The sequence below is a fragment of the Neisseria weixii genome, from assembly GCF_002327085.1.
Taxonomy (GTDB): domain Bacteria; phylum Pseudomonadota; class Gammaproteobacteria; order Burkholderiales; family Neisseriaceae; genus Neisseria; species Neisseria weixii.
Map to the genome: position 1 here is coordinate 2327076 of NZ_CP023429.1, position 19882 is coordinate 2346957.

22 protein-coding genes and 2 pseudogenes are annotated in these 19882 nt (G+C 49.2%); 10 read left to right on the forward strand and 14 right to left on the reverse strand.

Features of this window, described 5'->3' with window-relative positions:
• Positions 1-236: 236 nt before the first annotated feature.
• The 8 genes from CGZ65_RS11650 to dnaE all read right to left on the reverse strand — a co-directional run bounded on the left by CGZ65_RS11650 (position 237) and on the right by dnaE (position 7054).
• Complete coding sequence (locus CGZ65_RS11650; RefSeq protein WP_096295927.1) at positions 237-521, reverse strand: hypothetical protein; 285 nt, start codon at positions 519-521, stop codon at positions 237-239.
• A 3-nt stretch (positions 522-524) separates the two neighbouring features.
• Complete coding sequence (locus CGZ65_RS13035; RefSeq protein WP_157742788.1) at positions 525-698, reverse strand: hypothetical protein; 174 nt, start codon at positions 696-698, stop codon at positions 525-527.
• Positions 699-1314: 616 nt separating this feature from the next.
• Positions 1315-1668 carry a hypothetical protein gene (locus tag CGZ65_RS11655; RefSeq protein WP_157742789.1) on the reverse strand — a complete coding sequence of 118 codons (354 nt, stop codon included), beginning with the start codon at positions 1666-1668 and terminating at the stop codon, positions 1315-1317.
• Between the two features lie 3 nt (positions 1669-1671).
• Positions 1672-1950 (reverse strand): hypothetical protein, encoded by a 279-nt coding sequence (locus tag CGZ65_RS11660; RefSeq protein ID WP_123803555.1) that lies wholly within the window; start codon positions 1948-1950, stop codon positions 1672-1674.
• Positions 1951-2015: 65 nt separating this feature from the next.
• Positions 2016-2291, reverse strand: coding sequence for a hypothetical protein (locus CGZ65_RS11665; RefSeq protein ID WP_096295930.1), 276 nt, complete (start codon positions 2289-2291; stop codon positions 2016-2018).
• Positions 2276-2518, reverse strand: coding sequence for a hypothetical protein (locus CGZ65_RS11670; RefSeq protein WP_096295931.1), 243 nt, complete (start codon positions 2516-2518; stop codon positions 2276-2278). Before CGZ65_RS11670 ends, CGZ65_RS11665 begins: the two co-directional genes overlap by 16 nt.
• 41 nt (positions 2519-2559) lie before the next feature.
• Complete coding sequence (locus CGZ65_RS11675; protein WP_096296189.1) at positions 2560-3450, reverse strand: meta-pathway of phenol degradation family protein; 891 nt, start codon at positions 3448-3450, stop codon at positions 2560-2562.
• Between the two features lie 169 nt (positions 3451-3619).
• The gene (gene dnaE / locus CGZ65_RS11680; RefSeq protein WP_096295932.1) at positions 3620-7054 is read right to left on the reverse strand and encodes a DNA polymerase III subunit alpha; all 3435 of its coding nucleotides are present in this window, start codon (positions 7052-7054) and stop codon (positions 3620-3622) included.
• 125 nt (positions 7055-7179) lie between these two features.
• On the opposite strand from dnaE, the gene CGZ65_RS11685 reads away from it, so the two are divergent.
• The 3 genes from CGZ65_RS11685 to CGZ65_RS11695 all read left to right on the forward strand — a co-directional run bounded on the left by CGZ65_RS11685 (position 7180) and on the right by CGZ65_RS11695 (position 8492).
• Complete coding sequence (locus CGZ65_RS11685) at positions 7180-7413, forward strand: RNA-binding S4 domain-containing protein (RefSeq protein ID WP_096295933.1); 234 nt, start codon at positions 7180-7182, stop codon at positions 7411-7413.
• Positions 7391-7591 (forward strand): oxidoreductase-like domain-containing protein, encoded by a 201-nt coding sequence (locus CGZ65_RS11690; RefSeq protein ID WP_096295934.1) that lies wholly within the window; start codon positions 7391-7393, stop codon positions 7589-7591. Before CGZ65_RS11685 ends, CGZ65_RS11690 begins: the two co-directional genes overlap by 23 nt.
• Before the next feature lie 67 nt (positions 7592-7658).
• Positions 7659-8492 carry a PHP domain-containing protein gene (locus CGZ65_RS11695; protein WP_096295935.1) on the forward strand — a complete coding sequence of 278 codons (834 nt, stop codon included), beginning with the start codon at positions 7659-7661 and terminating at the stop codon, positions 8490-8492.
• A gap of 97 nt (positions 8493-8589) precedes the next feature.
• On the opposite strand, the gene CGZ65_RS11700 is transcribed toward CGZ65_RS11695, so the two are convergent.
• A complete protein-coding gene (locus CGZ65_RS11700) occupies positions 8590-10164 on the reverse strand; it encodes an inorganic phosphate transporter (protein ID WP_096295936.1) in 1575 nt (524 codons plus the stop codon).
• A 199-nt stretch (positions 10165-10363) separates the two neighbouring features.
• Between CGZ65_RS11700 and CGZ65_RS11705 the strand changes: the two are divergent.
• Positions 10364-11466: pseudogene (locus CGZ65_RS11705) on the forward strand (anhydro-N-acetylmuramic acid kinase).
• A gap of 153 nt (positions 11467-11619) precedes the next feature.
• Here CGZ65_RS11705 and rpmG read toward each other — a convergent pair.
• The 3 genes from rpmG to CGZ65_RS11720 form a co-directional block, all read right to left on the reverse strand.
• Positions 11620-11775, reverse strand: a complete 156-nt coding sequence (rpmG, locus tag CGZ65_RS11710; RefSeq protein ID WP_003684373.1) for a 50S ribosomal protein L33 — start codon at positions 11773-11775, stop codon at positions 11620-11622.
• A 32-nt stretch (positions 11776-11807) separates the two neighbouring features.
• On the reverse strand, positions 11808-12041 hold the full coding sequence (gene rpmB, locus CGZ65_RS11715) for a 50S ribosomal protein L28 (RefSeq protein WP_002216391.1): 234 nt from the start codon (positions 12039-12041) through the stop codon (positions 11808-11810).
• A gap of 296 nt (positions 12042-12337) precedes the next feature.
• On the reverse strand, positions 12338-13585 hold the full coding sequence (locus CGZ65_RS11720; protein ID WP_232507611.1) for a M23 family metallopeptidase: 1248 nt from the start codon (positions 13583-13585) through the stop codon (positions 12338-12340).
• A 412-nt stretch (positions 13586-13997) separates the two neighbouring features.
• Here CGZ65_RS11720 and CGZ65_RS11725 point away from each other — a divergent pair, with 412 nt between their 5' ends.
• Together CGZ65_RS11725 and CGZ65_RS14450 are read left to right on the forward strand one after the other, a co-directional pair.
• Positions 13998-14702, forward strand: coding sequence for a hypothetical protein (locus tag CGZ65_RS11725; protein WP_232507449.1), 705 nt, complete (start codon positions 13998-14000; stop codon positions 14700-14702).
• On the forward strand, positions 14699-14980 hold the full coding sequence (locus CGZ65_RS14450; RefSeq protein ID WP_232507450.1) for a hypothetical protein: 282 nt from the start codon (positions 14699-14701) through the stop codon (positions 14978-14980). Before CGZ65_RS11725 ends, CGZ65_RS14450 begins: the two co-directional genes overlap by 4 nt.
• A 72-nt stretch (positions 14981-15052) precedes the next feature.
• Here CGZ65_RS14450 and CGZ65_RS11730 read toward each other — a convergent pair whose 3' ends face one another.
• Together CGZ65_RS11730 and CGZ65_RS11735 are read right to left on the reverse strand one after the other, a co-directional pair.
• On the reverse strand, positions 15053-15733 hold the full coding sequence (locus tag CGZ65_RS11730; RefSeq protein ID WP_096295937.1) for a YiaD family glycine zipper/OmpA-like lipoprotein: 681 nt from the start codon (positions 15731-15733) through the stop codon (positions 15053-15055).
• Between the two features lie 230 nt (positions 15734-15963).
• Positions 15964-16788 carry a YoaK family protein gene (locus tag CGZ65_RS11735; protein WP_232507451.1) on the reverse strand — a complete coding sequence of 275 codons (825 nt, stop codon included), beginning with the start codon at positions 16786-16788 and terminating at the stop codon, positions 15964-15966.
• A gap of 249 nt (positions 16789-17037) precedes the next feature.
• Here CGZ65_RS11735 and CGZ65_RS11740 point away from each other — a divergent pair, with 249 nt between their 5' ends.
• The 4 genes and pseudogenes from CGZ65_RS11740 (at position 17038) to ribF (ending at position 19838) form a co-directional block, all read left to right on the forward strand.
• Positions 17038-17436: a hypothetical protein gene (locus tag CGZ65_RS11740; protein WP_096296192.1), complete on the forward strand. Its 399-nt coding sequence runs from the start codon at positions 17038-17040 to the stop codon at positions 17434-17436.
• A 248-nt stretch (positions 17437-17684) separates the two neighbouring features.
• The gene (locus CGZ65_RS11745) at positions 17685-18371 is read left to right on the forward strand and encodes a TraB/GumN family protein (protein ID WP_096295938.1); all 687 of its coding nucleotides are present in this window, start codon (positions 17685-17687) and stop codon (positions 18369-18371) included.
• A 26-nt stretch (positions 18372-18397) separates the two neighbouring features.
• On the forward strand, positions 18398-18601 hold the full coding sequence (locus tag CGZ65_RS14805) for a TraB/GumN family protein (protein ID WP_269768611.1): 204 nt from the start codon (positions 18398-18400) through the stop codon (positions 18599-18601).
• A gap of 311 nt (positions 18602-18912) precedes the next feature.
• Positions 18913-19838 (forward strand): annotated as a pseudogene (gene ribF, locus CGZ65_RS11755) (bifunctional riboflavin kinase/FAD synthetase).
• Positions 19839-19882: the final 44 nt, after the last annotated feature.

The following is a 19882-nucleotide window of genomic DNA, read 5'->3' on the forward strand; positions in this document are numbered from 1 at the left end:
TAAACAGAGTAAAAGACGGAGCTTCATCATATTTTCCTTTGAGCAAGGCCGTCTGAAAAATCAAACCAATATTTTCAGACGGCCTTTTCCGAATCTAAGATATTGCAAGGCAGCAGGTAGGTTGGGAACAAACCTAACAAAAACCGTAAATGATTAGGATAATGCTGGGTCGAGGCCCAACCTACCTTTGCTATAGTCAGCATGACAACCTTAACCAATAGATTATCATCGTTTTGTTATTTTTTACTACTCCTAATCTTATCTAGAAAATAGATACAAATACTAATAACAAAACTGACCGACATACTGAAAATACCGATACCTTTCCATCCAATCTCATATCCTTTCAATAAGTATACGATAGCAGAAAAACCCGCAGCTATACTGTATAGCAATGAAAAGCATATAGCATACAGCAAGATGGGAGAAATTTTTATAATTCGGTTATTTTCAGCAATATATTTGGCTAACTCACCACCAAATATCCCTGATAATAAATAAATAAGAAGGTTATCTTCCATAAATTATCTTTTATGCTTACCCAATGCCGCACTTGAAGATTGATTTAATCCAAACGCATTAGTACGAATAACAATATTGGGTACTGCATTTCCATTTCTCCATGCTTCCTTAGCAAAAGCTTTGGTTGAAATACCTGCACCGCGCAGCATAGCATTAGTATATCCGCCACCCACCATCCCCCGCCTACAGCTGCTAGTGTACTACGGGTAGAAGCAGGTTGTCCGGTACGATAGCAGCTTAGTCCGTGATTGCTCCATGCACTAATATTACCCACAATTAATGCACCTAGCACAAAAGGTGCCCAAGCCCCCCTCGGTCTCCTTCATCTCCTGCCGAGACAATTCCGCCAACTGCAACGGTTTGTCTGCCTGAATGATTAGGATGATATCGATTCTCGCCCCAACCTACCTTTGCTCACGGGAGGCCGTATTTATCACACTTTAGAAGATTTATCAAATTTCAAATAAGTCCAAAACTCTTTAATAGCTTCCTTTGGCTTGATTTTTTTATTTTTTCCTACAATCAAAGCAAACATATTCCAAATAAACGCCAAAATCAAAAACAAACCTGCCCAAAAATCATATGTTTTTATCAATAAGGATACACAAATTATCAGTCCGCCCCCCCTATTATTTTAAAATTATTCCTACCGGAATTGAAACAAAGCATGAAAATCCAACCCAGTATAGGTACGACACCAAATAAAATAAAAGTAAGCATAACTGAATAATTAACTTTTAGAGTTAACCTACTGTTTCCAATATTGAAAAAGTAGGTATTAATATTGTAAAATTAGCGTCTATTATTAATAGTATGTGTTGTATTTGCTTTTTGAGCTCCTTGATTAAGAGCAAAAGTACCTGGTGTCCACGCTACAGCTCCTGCAATACCCCCACCCGCAGCAGCCCCCATACCTCCACCAATTGCAGCAGTTCCACTACCTATTGCGGCGGCACGTGCAGCTCCTCCGGCAGTCCCTATTCTTCCAGTTGCTTTATAAACATCATAATGATATTTCCATGCAGCAAATACTCCACCTCCTGCAACTGCTAATCCGAGTGGAATGAATTTTCCCTCCGTCTCCTTCATCTCCTGCTTCGACAATTCCGCCAACTGCAACGGCTTGTCTGTTTGCACTTCAAACACTTGCTATTTTTTTATTTGCTTCTCTATTTTTTCGGCACACCATAAAAAAACATAACAAATCAGGAACAATGCGGTAGAAAATAAAACTAAATCCCTTATCAACGTAGTGAAAAATTCAAAGCCAATATCATTGCCGTTTTTTACGGCATTAAATATATCTAAAACGAAGTATCCGCAAAAGAAAAAAACTGCGGCAGCAAAAGATAATGCAAATCTACTTATTTTCTTTTGGCTATATTTTGCAGACAGATGACCTAAAATGGCTGCCAATAAATCAGACATTGTTGTATCCCTAAATAAGGGGTGGCGAACAATGTTCGTCACCTCTTTAAATTTAAAAAGTTGGATTATCTGCGCCAAACACGATTAGCACCGTTATTGGCAATAGCACTATTAGCCCGCCATACATTTGCACCGGCATTTGTAAGGCTTGGGATAAATTTTGCTCCTCCACTGGCAATAGCTCCTGCTGTACCAAATGAAGCTCCAATTACTGCTCCAGTACCTACATTACCAGCAAACTTAGCATTATCCCATTTATAGTTTCCTTTATAGGCTCCCCAAGCATATCCTGCTCCGCCTACAATACCACCTATGGCACCACCAGCTACCCAAGGAGCCAAAGCCCCTCCGTTTCCTTCATTTCTTTCTGAGAAAGTTCGGCCAGTTGCATAGGCTTATCTTGCTTCACATCAAAAACCTGATGTTCAAACTTCATCGGATTTTCAATCGATAAGGCCTGCACTTTATCATCTACGTTCAATTTCAATGGCTGCTTATTCGCCTCCTGCGCCATTACAGGTACAGCCATAACAGATAGAATCATCAAAGCTGAAATCTGTTTTTTCATTTTACAACTCCTTTGTTTACAGCGGTTAAAAAAACACCCCGTCAAAACGTATGCTGCACGCCCAATTTCAACTCGGAACTGCTTTGCCCCGAGATATTGAAACGTGCGGATGCGTTGAGCGACGTGGCTTTAGAAAAACCGTAGCCTGCACCCAGTTGGGCGTAAGCGGATGTGTTTCTGGCGGATTCTTTTTGCCCGTCCAAACGGTCGGGCTGTTTGCCCAGCCATTGGATGCCGCCTGTAAAGCTGATGCGGTCGTTGGCGGCAAAGGCTATATTGGGGTTAATCAGCCAGTAGTTGCCTGCTTTGTATTTGAGGCCGTCTGAAAGGGTTTTGCTGCCGTTGAAGCGGTAGGCGGCTGTTAAGGAAAGCACAACGGGATCGATGGCTTTGTAGGTGGTGGCACCAATAAGCCATGATTTGCCTGATGCGGCTTTGCCGCGTGATTTTTCGTAGGCCGTGCCTTCGATAAAACCGATCAGGGCGGGATTTTTGTCGTCTTTCAAAAAGGTGTGGCTGATGCCGAGCGATACGTCGGAAAGCCTGCTGTCGCGGCTTTTGCTGCTTTCTCCGGTTTCACCTTTAAAACCGCGCTCCTCACGCCAGATGTAGCTGCCGCTGCCGTATAAGTCGGTGTTGCCGGTCAGGCCGTAGCGCAGGCCGAGGGTGCCGGTGAGCAGGCCGCTGTTGCGGCCGTTTTCCTGCAATTCGGTGGGTACGGGGGATAAACGTTGCGCTGCCGGTTTGAATCCGGTTTGAATATAGACGGGAGCGGCCAATTCGGTTCGGCGGCTTTCACTGTTAACATAGCCGACAGACGCTTCCAGCTTCAGCTTGCCTTTATCAGTAAGGATTTCTTCGATGTTTAATGGCAGGTCGGCATAGGCTGCTAACGGAAATATGCAGAATGGAATAAAATATATATTTTTCATAAATTTAACCAAATTTTCTCCAGTAAGGCAACCTTACCATCAGCTATTTTTTTTGCAAATTATTTTTATTTGTTTCTTTATCGAGGTTTGGAGCCATAAAAAAAAGCCGTCTGAAAATTTCAGACGGCCTTGCTTGGATTTTCAAATCGTTTTTCTGCGGTTCAATCATCTACCAATTCACACTCACGGCTCGGTTGCCCAACTGTTTTTCCAATTCCTCAAACAATGCGGCACTGGCGGTTATGCTCCATTTCGACGGAAGTTTCAGACGGCCTGAAGCTTGGCCGTTGCTGTATGACAGGGAAAGCGGAATATGCGGCGTATCCGGCAGGCGTGCGGCTGCAAGCATGGCAGCGAGCTTGGCGATATCGTGTTCAGGCCGCAAATCCAAGCTCAGGCCGCGGGCGTAATTTTGGCGCGCCATTTGCAGCGTCATCACCTGATTGGCCATGATGCGCAAACCGTCGCCGACGCCGTAATCATCACGGCTGACTTTGGATTCGATAATCAACACTTGGTCGGCTTTCAACAATCCGGCGCATTGTTCCAAGGTTTGGCCGCTGACCATGATTTCGATTTGGCCGCTCAAATCTTCCAGCGTGACAAACGCCAATTTGCCGCGCTTGCCCATCATGGTGCGCACCGATGTCACGAATCCGGCCAAACGCACGCTGTCTTGCGGTTTCAGACGGCCTAATTTCGCCGGTGCGATTTGATGCACTTCTTCGGCATAAGGGCCGAACGGATGGCCGGACAGATAAAAACCGATCACGGTTTTTTCTTCGGCGAGCTTTTCTGATTCGCTCCACATCGGCACATCGGCCAATTTTACCGGATCGATGGCATCGTCCATCATGTCGAACAAACCGCCCTGATTGGCATTGGCTGCTTTTTGGTCGGCATTGCCCATCGCCAAATCGATGTTGGCCAGCAACATGGCACGGTTAGGGTCGATGCTGTCAAACGCACCGCCGCGGATTAAGGCTTCGATCGTGCGGCGGTTCATGTGTTCTTTGCCGACACGCTCGCAGAAATCGAGCAAACCGGTAAATTTACCGCCCGCTTCCCGAGCGGCAATAATCGATTCCACCGCCGCTTCACCGGTGCCTTTAATGGCGCCCAAGGCATAGCGGATTTTGCGGTCGGGATAAGGCGTGAACCGGTAATCCGATTCATTGATGTCGGGTGGTAGGAAGGTCAAACCGTTGGCACGGCTGTCGTCATAAAAATGCTTGAGCTGATCGGTGTTGTCCAATTCCGACGACATGGTCGCAGCCATAAATTCGGCCGGATAATGTGCTTTGAGCCAGGCGGTTTGATAGGAAATCAGCGCGTAGGCGGCGGCGTGCGATTTGTTGAAACCGTAGCCGGCAAATTTCTCCATGTAGTTGAAAATCTGGTCGGACTTTTCGCGCGAAATGCCTTGTTTGGCGGCACCCTCGGCGAAAATCTCGCGGTGTTTGACCATTTCTTCCGGTTTTTTCTTACCCATCGCACGGCGCAGTAAGTCGGCACCGCCGAGCGAGTAGCCGCCGATAATCTGCGCTGCCTGCATCACCTGCTCTTGATACACCATAATGCCGTAAGTCGGCTCGAGAATTTCGGCCAGCATCGGGTGAATGTATTCAAACGACTCGCCTTTCATGCGCGCGACAAAGTCGGGAATGTTGTCCATCGGGCCCGGACGGTAGAGCGACACGAAGGCGATCAATTCTTCAAACTTAGTCGTGTGCGCCGTTTTCAGCATTTTTTTCATGCCGGTCGACTCAAACTGGAACACGGCAGTGGTATTGGCATCGCGGAAAATCTGATAGGCGGCTTGGTCATCCAGCGGAATGGTGCCGACATCGACAATGTCGCCGCTGGTGTTTTTGATGTTGTTTTGCGCCATTTCGATGATGGTCAAGTTGCGCAAACCCAAAAAGTCGAACTTCACCAAGCCCACGTCTTCCACGTCGCCTTTGTCGTACATAGAGACGGGCGATGCCGATTCATCGGCTTGATACACGGGGCTGAAATCGGAAATTTTACCCGGCGCAATCAGCACGCCGCCCGCGTGCATACCCAAACCGCGCGTTAAGTCTTCCAGCTTTTTCGCCAGCTCAATCAACTCTTGCGCCTCTTCCGCCGCAATCAGTTCGCCGATTTGCGGCTCAGCTTCCATTGCTTTATCCAAACTCAAAGGTTTGTTGGCTTCCAGCGGAATCAGTTTCGACAGGCGGTCGCACAGCATAAACGGCAATTCCAACACCCGCCCCACATCGCGAATCACGGCTTTGGACGACATGGTGCCGAACGTAACAATCTGACTCACCGCTTCCGCACCATATTTCGCGCGCACGTATTCAATCACGCGGCCACGGTTGGCTTGGCAGAAATCGACGTCGAAGTCGGGCATCGATACACGCTCAGGGTTCAAGAAACGCTCAAACAGCAAGGCATATTTCAGCGGATCAAGGTCGGTAATTTTCAGCGAATACGCCACCAGCGAACCCGCGCCCGAACCACGGCCCGGCCCCACCGGACAGCCGTTGTTTTTTGCCCAGTTGATGAAGTCTTGTACAATCAGGAAATAGCCTGGGAAGCCCATCTGGATAATGATGTCCAACTCAAAATCCAAACGCGCCTGATATTCCGGCATTTTTTCTGCCCGCTCGGCTTCATCGGGGTAAAGCTGCATCATGCGTTCTTGCAAACCTTCGTTGGACAACACTCTTAAATAGTCGTCCAAGCTCATGCCTTCCGGCGTGGGAAAATCAGGCAGGAAGTTTTTACCCAACGTAATGTGCAGGTTGCAGCGTTTGGCAATTTCCACCGTGTTTTCCAGCGCTTCGGGCAAATCGGCAAAACGTGCTGCCATTTCTTGCGGGTCGATGAAATATTGGCTCGGCGAAAATTCGCGCGGGCGTTTTTTGTCGCTCAACACCCAGCCGCCCGCTACGCACACGCGCGCTTCATGGGCATTAAAGTCTTCGAGGCTCATGAATTGGGTCGGGTGCGTCGCCACCACCGGCAAATCAAGCTCTTCCGCCAACGTCACGCTGCCCGATACGGCGGTTTCCCATTCGGGGCGCTCCGGCAGACGCTGCAATTCCAGATAAAATGCATTCGGAAACCATGCCGCATACTTTTGCGCCGCTGCTTTGGCTGCTTCGGGGTGGCCGTTTAACAGATTCACACCCACTTCGCCGTAATGCGCACCCGATAAGCAAATCAGGCCGCTGTTGTCGCCTTCGGTCAGCCAGCTTTGGCGCAATTCGGCATGGCCGACATTGCGGTCTTTGCCGACATATGCAGCGGTCAAGAGTTCGCTCAAACGTAGATAGCCGGCATCGTTGCGGATAATCAACATCGCTCGAAACGGCTTTTCCGGCGCTTCGGGGTTTTCAATCCATACATCCGCCCCGCCAATCGGCTTGATACCCGCACCACGGCAGGCTTTATAAAATTTCACCAAACCGAATTGGTTCATCAAATCACTCACGCCCAGCGCCGGCAAACCGTATTCCGCCGCTTTGGACACCAGCTTTTTAATCCGCACCATACCGTCGGTAATCGAAAATTCGGTATGCACGCGCAGGGGGATGTAGGTCGGTTGAATCATAGGAAATCTTGCAAAAAAGTCACACTAAAGCGGTATTGTAGCAGGGTTTGAAACATCACAGGCCGTCTGAAAGATTTTCAGACGGCCTGTGATACAATAAACGCATTCAATTTAGGAACATCAACATGGAAGCCACCGTTTATCTCGAAGACAACGAATACATCGCCTTATGCGACCTACTCAAGCTGGCCGGCTTGACCGGGAGCGGCGGCCAAGCGAAAGCTTTTATCGCCGAAGGTGCGGTATTGCGCAACGGCGAAGTGGAAACCCGCAAAACCGCCAAAATCCGCGGCGGCGAAGTGATTGAGTTTAACGGTGCGGTATTGGACATTGCCGATGGATACGACCCTGAAGACTAAAGCCGAAGCACTGTTGGGTGAGCCGCTGCTCAATGATCCCGTGCGCCCCGAAAGCTGGGAATGCTGCGGCAGCGATTGTGGCGATGCGTGTATTCAAACCATTTATCGGGACGAAAAAGCACGCTACGATGCGCAGCAGAAAAAGCTGCAAAGCTTAAATTTATCCGAAGGCGGATAAGCCTGTTTTTTCAGACGGCCTGACCGATAGGCCGTCTGAGCCTTTCTCTTTTTCCCGACATACACACATGATAGACCTTCACTGCCATTCCACCGTTTCAGACGGCCGCTTAACGCCTACCGAAGTGGTACGCCTTGCCCATGCCAACGGTTGCACGCTGCTGTCGCTGACCGACCACGACCACACCGGCGGCTTGGCTGAAGCACGTGCCGAAGCGGCTGCGCTTGGTCTGCGTTTTGTCAACGGCGTGGAAGTGTCGGTCACATGGAGCGGCCGCACGATTCATATTGTCGGCTTGGACTTTGACGAACACAATGAAACACTGCAAAACTTATTGGCTACTGTGCGCCAAGGCCGTCTGAAACGTTTGCAGGCGATTGCGGACAAATTGGCAAAAAAAGGCATCCATGGTGCATTTGACGGCGCGATGGCCTTGGTCAGCAATCCGGAAATGGCCAGCCGCACCCACATCGCCGAATTTCTCATCAACGAAGGCCGTGTTCGCAACAAGCAGCAGGCGTTTAGCAAATATTTGGGCGACGGCAAGCCCTGCTCGGTCAAACACGAATGGGCGGATTTGGGCGAATGCGTGGCCGCCATCAACGGCGCGGGCGGCATGGCGGTGATTGCGCATCCGATGCGTTACGACTTGTCGGCCACGGCCAAGCGCAATGTGTTTGACGAATTCAAATCGCTCGGCGGTGCAGGCATAGAAGTACACAGCGGCAATTGTAATAAAAACGACCGCTTGAGCTATGCGCTCTTGGCCGAGCGCCACGGCTTACTGGCAAGCTCAGGCAGCGGCTTTCACCGTCTGAACGATTTCTCCGGCGGCATACTCGGCGCCTGCCCGGAATTGCCGGAAAGCTGCCGGCCGGTTTGGCAGTATTTTAAAAATTAAACCGAGACTTAAGAAAACATTCATTATTATCGATAACCAACTCATACAAAAAGGCCGTCTGAAAGTATTCCTTTTCAGACGGCCTTGTTTATTTTATTTAAAACACCGCTTGCAAAATCAGATAACACACCACCGACAATGCGGCCGCAGCCGGTAAAGTAATCACCCAAGCCAAGCCGATCGGTTTCATCAACGCCCAGTTGGCATTGCGGTTCACCAAACCAATGCCCAATACCGCGCCGACCAAAATATGTGTGCTCGATACCGGCAAGCCCATTAATGAAGCCGCCATCACCACAGAAGCCGCCGATAATTCTGCGGCAAAGCCCGAAGCCGGATGCATTTCGGCCAAACTGGTGCCGACGGTTTTAATTACCTCTTTGCCGACGAACCACAAACCGACAATCAAAGCAATACCGAAAGTGAGCATCGCAATCGGTGGCACAGGGTTTTGCGTATTAATGTCGCCGGTACGCAATACGTCCATAATCGCAGCAAACGGTCCAATGGCGTTGGCAATATCATTGGCACCGTGACTGAAGGCAAAGCCACACGCGGTGAACACCTGCATCCATGAAAATATTTGGAAAGTTGATTTACCCAAGTCTTTGCGCTTCAGGCTCTTGGCAAATACGAATGTCGCCAGCCAAATCGCCGCGCCAATCATAAAGATGGTCAAGAAGCTGTTGACATTGCTCATGCCCAAATGCAGATTTTTCAAGCCTTTGAAAATCAGCATGGCCGAAATCATCATACCGCCGACAGACGCAATAAACGGCACCCATGAATGCAGCGCTTTGTAGGAATCGACGCTGTTTTTACGGTTATCGATTTCATACAGGCCACGGTAATAATCCGATTGCAATTCAGCCGGATTAAATTCAGGCTCGTTGTAAATTTCTGCGTCACGGGAAATTTTGGTAGCATAATCCACTTTGCCCGTTTCATCTAAGGTTTCAAAAAACAGGCGGTACTGCTCTTTATAGGCTTTCTTTTCCTGCTTAATCGCTTTGAGTGTCTCGTCTGCCCAAGCGTTGTAATCCAACACATATTTTTTGATTTGCGAGAACACAATATAAGAAGCCAACCCGCCCAACACCGGTGACAATACCCATGAAACGGCAATTTCACCGAGTTTGCCCCATTTAATCAAGGATCCGGCATCGACATGCGACATAAATGCCAAACACAGCGAACTGCCGACAATACCGCCGATAATCGCGTGCGTGGTTGATACCGGCAATCCTTTATGCGACGCAAACAGCAACCACAACGCCGCAGCCAGCAAGGCCGACATCATGATATAGACAAACTGCATAGGCTCGAGACCCATTGCACCCAAATCGACAATACCCTTACGGATGGTATCGGTCACTTCACCGCCGGCAATCACCGCACCGCTGACTTCAAACACTGCCGCAATAATCAAGGCCTGCGGAATGGTTAAGGTACCGGAGCCGACACTGGTACCAAATGAATTGGCAATGTCGTTACCGCCGATGTTAAATGCCATGAATATGCCGAACACGGTCGCCAAAACAAACAGCGTAGTATGGTTGTGATGGGTGTAACCCAACCCCCAATAAATAAAATAGCCGGCCACACCTACCAGCATAGCGGCAAATAAAGCATTAATCAGTTTTAAGTTCGCACTCGGTTGAGTCTGACCCATGGATGGATTCCTTTAAAACAAATTGGAAGCGAGCCTGTTAAATATTACAGTATGATTACAATATTGTAACATAATCTTGCATTGTAACCGTTTTGCCAAAATTGTTGCAGATTTATTTCTGCTTATCCGCTAAATTCCCATTGAGCCAGCCAACTTGACCAAATCGCGTTAAAATAGTGGTTTTCCCCATAAAATTTCCATGAGCAGCCAATTCTATATCGGCATCATGTCCGGCACCAGCATGGACGGTGCGGATGCCGTTTTAATCCGCATGCAGGACACCAACTGGCAAGCCGCCATCGATCACAGCTTCACTCCTTTTTCAGACGGCCTGCGACAAGAATTATTGGCGCTGCAAAACACCGGCAGCAACGAGTTACACCGCAGCTTCATGCTCTCTCAAACCTTAAGCCGCCTGTATGCCGATACTGTCAAGCAACTCTTGCGCCAGCAAAATCTCACGCCTGAAGACATCACCGCCATCGGCTGCCACGGTCAAACCGTGCGCCATTCACCGGAAAACGGTTACAGCGTGCAGCTGGCCGATTTACCGCTATTGGCCGAACTCACCGGCATTTTTACCATCGGCGATTTTCGCAGCCGCGATTTAGCCGCTGGCGGACAAGGTGCGCCTTTGGTGCCTGCCTTTCATCATGCACTGTTTCACCATATGGGAGAAACCCGTGTAGTGTTAAACATCGGCGGCATTTCCAATATCAGCGTTTTACCGCCTGATACACCGGTATTCGGCTTCGATACGGGCCCCGGTAATATGCTGATGGATGCATGGATGCAACATACTTGGCAGCTTCCTTACGACCGCAACGGCGAAAAAGCAATGCAGGGTAAATTATTGCCGGAATTACTAACTACCCTGCTCAACCACCCTTATTTTCCCAGCCTTATCCGAAAAGCACCGGCCGCGAATTATTTTCACTAGAATGGTTACGGGGCCGTCTGAAAGGCGGCGAACAGCCGGAAGACGTGTTACAAACCCTGCTCCAATACACCGCCTGTACCATCTTTACCGCCATCTGCCAAGCAGCGCCTGATGCCAGTAACATTTACGTCTGCGGTGGCGGCGTGCAAAACCAAGCTTTGATGGATACCCTGGAAACTTTAACCAGCCGTAAAAATATTGCCCTGCACAGTACCAGCAAGCTGAATCTCGATCCACAATGGGTCGAAGCGGCTGCTTTCGGTTGGCTGGCGGCTTGCTGGATAAACCGCATACCAAGCAATCCGCACCATGCAACAGGTGCGCGCAAACCCTGCATTCTGGGCGCCGGTCATTATGCCTAATGTCGGTTGCCGCTATCGTTTAGTTTGCCCCAAATCCGCTCAAATCGCCTAAACAATTTGAGGTTTAAGCTTGCAATGTCAGACCAAGCAACTTGATTCAACATAAAAAAGCCCTTGCTTTCACAAGGGCTTTTATTTCTACAAGCAACTTAATTATTTCAATTTAGTTTCTTTGTAGATAACGTGTTTACGGGCTACCGGGTCAAATTTTTTGATTTCCAGTTTGCCAGGCATAGTGCGTTTGTTTTTAGTAGTGGTGTAAAAGTGACCGGTACCAGCACTAGATTCCAATTTGATTTTATCGCGCATTGCAGTAATCCTTAATTATAAGCGTTCGTTAATTAAGCTTCGCCGCGAGCACGCAAATCAGCCAATACGACATCAATGCCTACTTTATCAATGGTGCGCAATGCAGCGTTAGAAACGCGCAAGCGAACCCAGCGGTTTTCACTTTCTACCCAGAAACGACGTGATTGCAAGTTAGGCAAAAAACGACGTTTGGTTTTGTTGTTGGCGTGTGATACGTTATTGCCAGACATCGGGCGCTTACCGGTCACTTTGCAAACTCGTGCCATGGTTAGTCTCCAAACTTCTAATAGTAAAACGCGATTTATACCATGAAAAGCAGCGTTTGTTCAAGTCGCTTTCTGAAAAAACGTGATTTACAGGGATAAAACCGCCTAATTGTTGCATTCGCGAAACGTTTTGCTTCGCGAAGAGATAAAGATGAATTATAACGGATTTTTGACAAGCGCGCATCTGTTGTTCGCCAAAATAAAATCCAATGCCGTCTCAAAATATAGGGCATATTTCTGATAAACACAAAAAAGCCCTGCTTATGCAGGGCTTTTGCTTGACACTTCAGACGGCCTTAATCCATTTGCGCCACAGAAACCGGCAAACCGCGCACGGCTGCCAATGTGGCATTGGCGGCTTTTTGCTGCTTGCGGAACGCGCTCATGTTATTCGGTGTCAGTTTCGGTGTCGGCAAGGCCACAGTAGCCGGACTCACAGGCTGGCTGTTGACACGCGCCTCATAGTGCAGATGCGGGCCGGTTGAGCGGCCGCTGCTGCCGACATAGCCGATAATATCACCGGCGCGTACGCTACCGGTCAGTTGTGAAAATGCACTCATGTGACCATATAAGGTTTCCACACCATTGGCATGCATAACCATCACTGTGTGACCATAACCACCTTTCCAGCCTTTAAATGTAATCGTACCATCTGCAGCAGCACGAATCGGCGTACCAGTTGGCGCGGCATAGTCGATACCTGTATGCATGCGCACAGTGCGTAAAACCGGATGCACTCGGTAGCCGTAAGGCGAAGAAATACGGGTATATTCAACAGGCTGAATGTTAAAGCCTTCTTTCTGCTGCAACGATTTACCGTTTTGATCGTAGTAGCTGCCGCCCTCTTCGTCGTCTTTACCTTGGCTGTAGTAATAAGCATGGTAGGTTTTGCCGTTTTTCACGATCTCAGCGGCCAAAATATCACCCACACCCATTTGTTGGCCGCGGAAATACATACTGTTGTACAGCAAGCGGATAACGTCGCCTTCTTTCAAGGTTTGCATATCGACGGTATCAGCAAAAATTTCGCGAAGTTGCAGATAGACATCTGACGGAATTTCAGCGCGCAGCATATCGCCGATGGCAGAGCTGCGAATTGTAATCGAACGCAGAGTCGGCATGGTTCTCATGTCGATTTCTTCGTTAGAAGCCTGCCATTTACCCTTGACCTTTTCCAGAGCCACCAAGTTGCGCTCTAATTCTTCATCAATGAAAAACTGCACATCGGTCACTTGACCCGCGGCATCTACACGGATATTCACGGATTGATCGGCCTTCAGATTTTTCATGTCGCGTGTGGCATTGTTTTTTGCCATAATTGCTTTGATATCGGTTTGCGGTACGTCCATGCGGGTTAATACATCCGACAGGGAATCGCCCTGTTGTACCACTTCTTGTACCCAGTAGCTGGAGTGAAAATTACCGGTTTCAACGTAAACTGCCGGTAATTCTTCCAATACGCGTTCAACTTTAAAGCCGCCCGCTTTGGGCATAGGCTCGGTCACTGCATAGGCCGTCATTACACCGGAAACCGGCAGCAGCATACCCAATAATGACCAACGCACCGGCTTGTTTCGCCAAAACCGGCTGAAAAAAGAATTTTTCGTTTGTTCAGACACTCGCCAGTCCTTCTTAATTTCTATTGCGGTTGAAGCCGCATGATTTATTGTTAAAGCTGCATGTTTTGAAATCTGATTTATCTTAATCCGCCGATTTCAAACGGCCCCAAACGACTTGCGGCGGATTAAGATAAATCGACTTTACAGGCAGGATTATCCGGCCCAAATGATAGATTGACACTTGATTTTGCTGAATTTTACGCGTGCTTATTGTAGCACAAAACCATCTACCGCACCAAAAGGCCGTCTGAAACATCCTTAACCAATATTAGTCCACGCTTCATTGAATCAAGTTCAATATGGCGTAAAATAAGCGTTTTCGCTTCGCCCTACCCTTATGAAACTCACGCTCGCCATTCCCGCACTCAACCGTCGCAACGATGAGACGCTGCCGCCGCTAAAACTTGACGCATTTAACCAAATCTTGCGATACGGACGTCTGAACAAAATGCCGCAAACGCCGTCTGAATTTTACCGCCGTCATCTGTGGCAAGGCAGCTTATTGGCACAGGCAAAGCGCAGGCTGAATATTCCGGCCAATCAGGCTGCAGCGTTTGCCAGCCCGCTGTGGCAGCAAATGGGTATGCACCAAGTCAATGTTATCAGCGGCGAGCATTTAAACATTCAAGCCGAAGAAGCCGAACAGTTTTGCCGGGAATTGAGCGATTTTTATCGGGAAGACAGTTGGCAGTTCCATCCATTGCGGCCGGACTTATGGCTAATTACCATGCCGTCTGAAAGCGATTGGGATGTGGCACCGATATGGGATATTGGCGGACAAATCGGCGCTACCGACCAAGCCACAGGCCGCGATGCCCTGCAATGGCTCAACAAGCAAACCGAAATGCAAATGTGGCTGCACAACCATCCACTCAACCAGCAGCGCCAAAGCCAACCAGCCCCGCACTCAACGGCCTGTGGTTATGGCAAGACATTCACGGCATCAGCATGCATACGGGTTTACTCGCCAGCGACAGCCCGTGGGCAGCCTTTTACCCGCACCAGCGCATCAAGGCGCCTGATGATTTCAACGCGTATTTGAATGCAGCCAACGAATCCGGTTTATCCGTTTCAGACAGCCTGATTTTCTTGGATAATTTGGTCGTGACCGGGCAAACCGGCGATGTGTTCGCCTATCAGGAAATTCTGCAAAATTGGGAAAACCGCTGGTTTTCACCCTTGTGGCAAGCCTTGCAATCAGGCCGTCTGAAACAGCTGACGATTGCAACCGATGGCGAAAACGGCGGCGAATTGGTGATGACTTCAAAATCCAAATGGGCATTTTGGAAAGCAAACAAAAACTTTAACGGCATTTGGTGACCATGTGAAAACAACAAACAGGCCGTCTGAAACGTTTCAGACGGCCTGTTTAATCAATAACAAAAACAATAATTACATTTGTTGTTGCGCAGCACGGATGGCGTTTTGATCAGGGGTGATCAACACTTCTACGCGGCGGTTTTGCGCACGGCCTTCGGCAGTGGCATTAGACGCGATTGGCTGACGTGAACCGTAACCGGCGGTGGTCAAACGCGAACCGCTCACGCCGCGTGATTGCAGGTAAGTGGCCACAGATTGTGCACGGTTGCGAGACAATGGCTCGTTGATGGCATCAGAACCGGTGTTATCGGTATGGCCATTGATGGTCAACGTGGTGTCTGGGTATTGAACCAGCGTTTGTGCCGCAGCGTTCAGAGCGTTTTGCGCGTTAGTGCTCAAGACAGCGCTACCGGTTGCGAAGGTGACGTTTTCGGGCATAACCAATTTGATTTGGTTGCCTTGGCGCTCTACTTCCACGTTGGTATTGGCCAAGCTTTCACGCAGTTTTTTCTCTTGGTAATCCATGTAGCCACCTACGCCTGCGCCGACTGCGCCACAGGCCAAGGCTGAGTTACGCGCGCCTTTGCTGCCGTGGGTCAACGCACCAACGATACCGCACACAGCAGCACCACCTAAGCCGTAAACGGCCGTTTTGCTGGCGGTTTGCTGACCGGTCGTCGGATTGGTCACACAGCCTGCCAAAGCCAAAGGAGCGGCAACGATGGCCAGTGTCAAAGGTTTCAAGAATTTCATGGTTTTCGTTTTCCTTTCGATAAAAACGTGCCTTTTTAAGGCTGTCCGAAATAGTTTGCCGGCTTGCACTCTCGCCAAGCCAACTTTTAGACATGGTTATCATAGCCAACATTTCAAATGCTTAAAAGCACGTTTAACCCGATATTACAAAGCTGTTCATGCGCTAACGTTTTTCCGCCGACACACTACCGTTTATCGCCTTTCCAGACAGGTTGATGGTTGCTTGTGGCTTATTTCTTTACATTTTCACGATGTTTCTGATACCAGCGCAGCAAGATAAATTTCAATCTGACCTTAACATCATAACCTACCGATCCTGCGCCCAGCACAAGCAATACCGCCGCCACAGGCAAAGCAAAATGATGGCCGATGGCCTGATAACCCAATGCGCCGATAATACCGCCCAAGATAAAAGTAGCCATCAAGCCCGAAAGCAGCCACATTTTCGGCTTATTGACACGAATATGCGGCAGGCGCGGATGATGTTGCTTGGAATAATACATGACCTTGGATAATTCAATGCCCAAATCGGTGGCCGAACCGGTCATGTGCGTTGAGCGAATTGCGCCGCCCGAGAGCAAAGTAATCACCGTATTGTGCATACCCATAATAAAGCAGAGCAAAAACAACGCCAAAGATGGCAAGGCAAACTGGCCAAAGCCGAGATCAAGCTGAAAAGCAGTGGCGCCAAACAAACCGAAAATCAAAAAATAAACTGCTTCCAGCCACATAGAAAAACCATAGCTACCACGAAAGCGTTTTTGCTGCATCCATAAAATCACCCAGCTCGAATGCGCCGCGCCCATCACAAAACAAATCACGCTGATAAACGCCACCAGCACCACGCCCCATTCGCGCGTATAGGCCATGTCTGCCATCAAAGAAAGCGAGCCAGTAACATGCGACGTATAGCGGGCAAACGCAAAAAAGCCACCCGCATTGATTGCGCCGGCCAACAGCGCCATCACATAGCCCAACCAACGAAACCGCTCGTCTGAAATATGCTGCTCCCGTAAATACGGCCGATCAGCCTGCCAAAAAGGTGCCGTATGCAAGCGTTCATATCGCTTGTTGCGTGCTTTTTTCCTAACAGATGCCGCTTGATGATGGTCATGCCATTCTATTTCCTTATTTTTTCAGACGGCCTGACCGCCCTGAATATTTATTCTGCAAACACCATCATAACAGACCCATCTCACATTGAGCTGAATCCCAAGCAACAATATTACCGCTTGCTAAACCACAACAAAATGGCGTACATTAAACCTCACCAAACCTCACCGACTCAATCAGGGGGCATCGCAATGAAAAATATACGCAGCTTATTGATTCTCGGCGCAATTTCCACACTTGCCGCCTGCGCCACCACGCCCGAGCAAAAAGCCGAACGTGCCGCTGCGCAAAAACGTTACGAACAAAACCTGCAAATAACACTTGCCGCACAGTGCGATAAAGACACCGCATTATTGATGCAAAAGCAGTTTGAACAAGTCGAACAACCTACGGCACTTTCCAGCAAAGAGCAGCAGGAATTCCGCTTGAAATACATCGATAAAGTCACCGACCCGATGTTCCAAGCCTGCTACAAAATGGCTTGGCAAAACCACATCGCGCAACAAAAATTGCGTGAAGCCCGCTATTACCACGACTATTATGACGACTGGGGCCGGTACCGTCCGTTTTACCACCCGTTTTGGTGGTAACCGCACTTAAACCATTCGTTACATCGAGACCTTTGCAAGCCCCCGATTGGTTTGAGTTCAGTTCGAAGTTACCGCAGCACAGGAAAGTGCAGACATATCATTTAAAGACTAAGCTTTCGAGCGGCACACAACGAAGAAATATGCCAAAGATGGGGATTTTACAAAGATCTCAGGCCGTCTGAACGAATCTACTTTCAGACGGCCTTATCTATAATTTAATTTCTGGATAAAGAGGCCGTCTCAACTCCATGCGTTATTTTTTCTTTTTATTGTTGTGGCTGTTTGCCGCCGCCGCTTCAGCCAGAGGCGTCCCCGAAGCCGATACATTTCTTTATGAAATCAGCAAACCCGGCCGGCCGGTTTCCTACCTGCTCGGCACCATCCACGTCGGCAAACTCAACGCCGCCCTGCCTGCCGATCACCGCCGCACACTCAACCGCGTGTCGCAATTGGTGGTTGAAAGCGACGAATCTAGCATGACGGCTGCCGACACCTCAAAAATGCTGCAAATGATGGCCGACAACCGCCCTTTAAAACTAAGTTTGGGCAATGCACGCATGCATCGGTTGCAAAATATGTTGGCCACCGGTCAAGAGCGCTCCGACTTTTCCCCCGATTCCCAAATCAAACCGTGGGCGTTTTGGCTGCTGACCCAAAGCACCTTCAATCCCAAGGGTTATACTTATGAATACGGCATCGACAATCTGCTGATTCAGCGCGCCCAAAAGCTCAATAAGCCGGTGATTGCATTGGAAGGTACGGAGCAGCTCAGCTATTTCGTCCACCTGCCCGAAGATGCCATCATCCGCTCGTTTGATGCTTTGGAAAAACACCGCCAAGCCTTTCTGAACGACATCATCACCTTAGAAAACGATTACCGCCGCCAACGCGCTAAAAAAGTATGGGCGGAAATCGCCGATCCGCGCATCAATTAAGATTCTTGCCACGCAGAGACCATCCGTTGTGGCATGAACTGATCTACGGCAAATTACTCACCCGGCGCAACCAAATCTGGCTGCCCAAGCTGATTGAAATCCTGCCGCACAAACCGACCCTGATTGCCGTCGGCGCTGCGCATTTGTTCGGCGAACAAGGCTTGATTGTGCGTCTGCGCCAAGTTGGCTATCAAGTTAGGCCGGTTAAGGTTAAAGTGGGGACGCACTAATTCATCAGGCCGAGAGCTTTGCAAAATTTCCATCTATGCCACATTCTTCCTTATGCGCTGCTCGAAAGCCCAGCCTTTACATGAATCCGTCTCCGCTTTCAGTGTTGTTATCACTTCAAACCGCACTCAAATCCGGTGTTTTGCCAAAGCCCCTACGTCTGAAACCTTTCAGACGGCCTCGAATCTATTGCCATCTCCGTTTCATACATTCTCGTCTGAAACATCCCGCCGCCCGATATTTATGCCGAAGCATTTATCCCAAGCCCGATTGCATTTACAATAGCGCCTGATTCAAATACACACCCACCACCATGAATATCCACCTCGGCCGCCATCACCCGCCCGAATGTCCGCAAGGCGCAGCAGTAACCATCGGCAACTTCGACGGCGTGCATCTCGGCCACAAACACATTCTGCAAACCCTCAAACGCCAAGCCGACACTCTCAACCTGCCGGTTGTCGTGGTGATTTTCGAGCCGCAGCCGAAAGAGTTTTTTGCCAAAAAATTCAGCAAACCTCAGCCTTACCGTATATCTCCTTTGCGCACCAAGCTGGATTTATTGCGCCAAACCGAATGTGTCGACATCGTGTGGGTGTTGCCGTTTACCCAAAGTTTCGCCGACATGCCCGCGCAAACCTTCATTGACGATTTGCTGCGCGACAAACTCAATACCCGCTACCTGCTCATCGGCGACGATTTCCGCTTCGGCGCCGGGCGCGAAGGTGGCTTTGAAATGCTGCAAGCCCAAAGCGGCATGCAGACCGAGCGCACCCCTTCCGTCATCGTCGAAGACATCCGCACCAGCAGCACCGCCGTTCGCCAAGCCCTTTCAGACGGCCGCTTGGCCTACGCGCGCAAATTATTGGGGCACGATTATGTGTTGGGCGGCAAAATCAAACACGGCAAAAAACTCGGCCGCACCATCAACGCCCCCACCGCTAACGTGCAGCTGCCGCCATACCACTACGCGCTGAGCGGCGTGTTTGTGGTCGAAGCCGATGGCCGCTTCGGCACCCGCCGCGGGTAGCCAGCTTTGGTTTCAACCCGACTGTATCCGACAAAAAAACACAGAAGCTGGAAGTGCATTTATTTGACTTCCAAGGCGGTTTATACGGTCAACGCTTAAACGTGCGCTTTTTGCACAAACTGCGCGACGAACAAAAATTCGATAACATCGACGCACTAAAAACACAAATTTTAAAAGACATGGAAGCGGCGAAAAACTGGCAGCCGTGATTGTCATCAAAAAGGCCGTCTGAAAAACATTTCTGTTTTTCAGA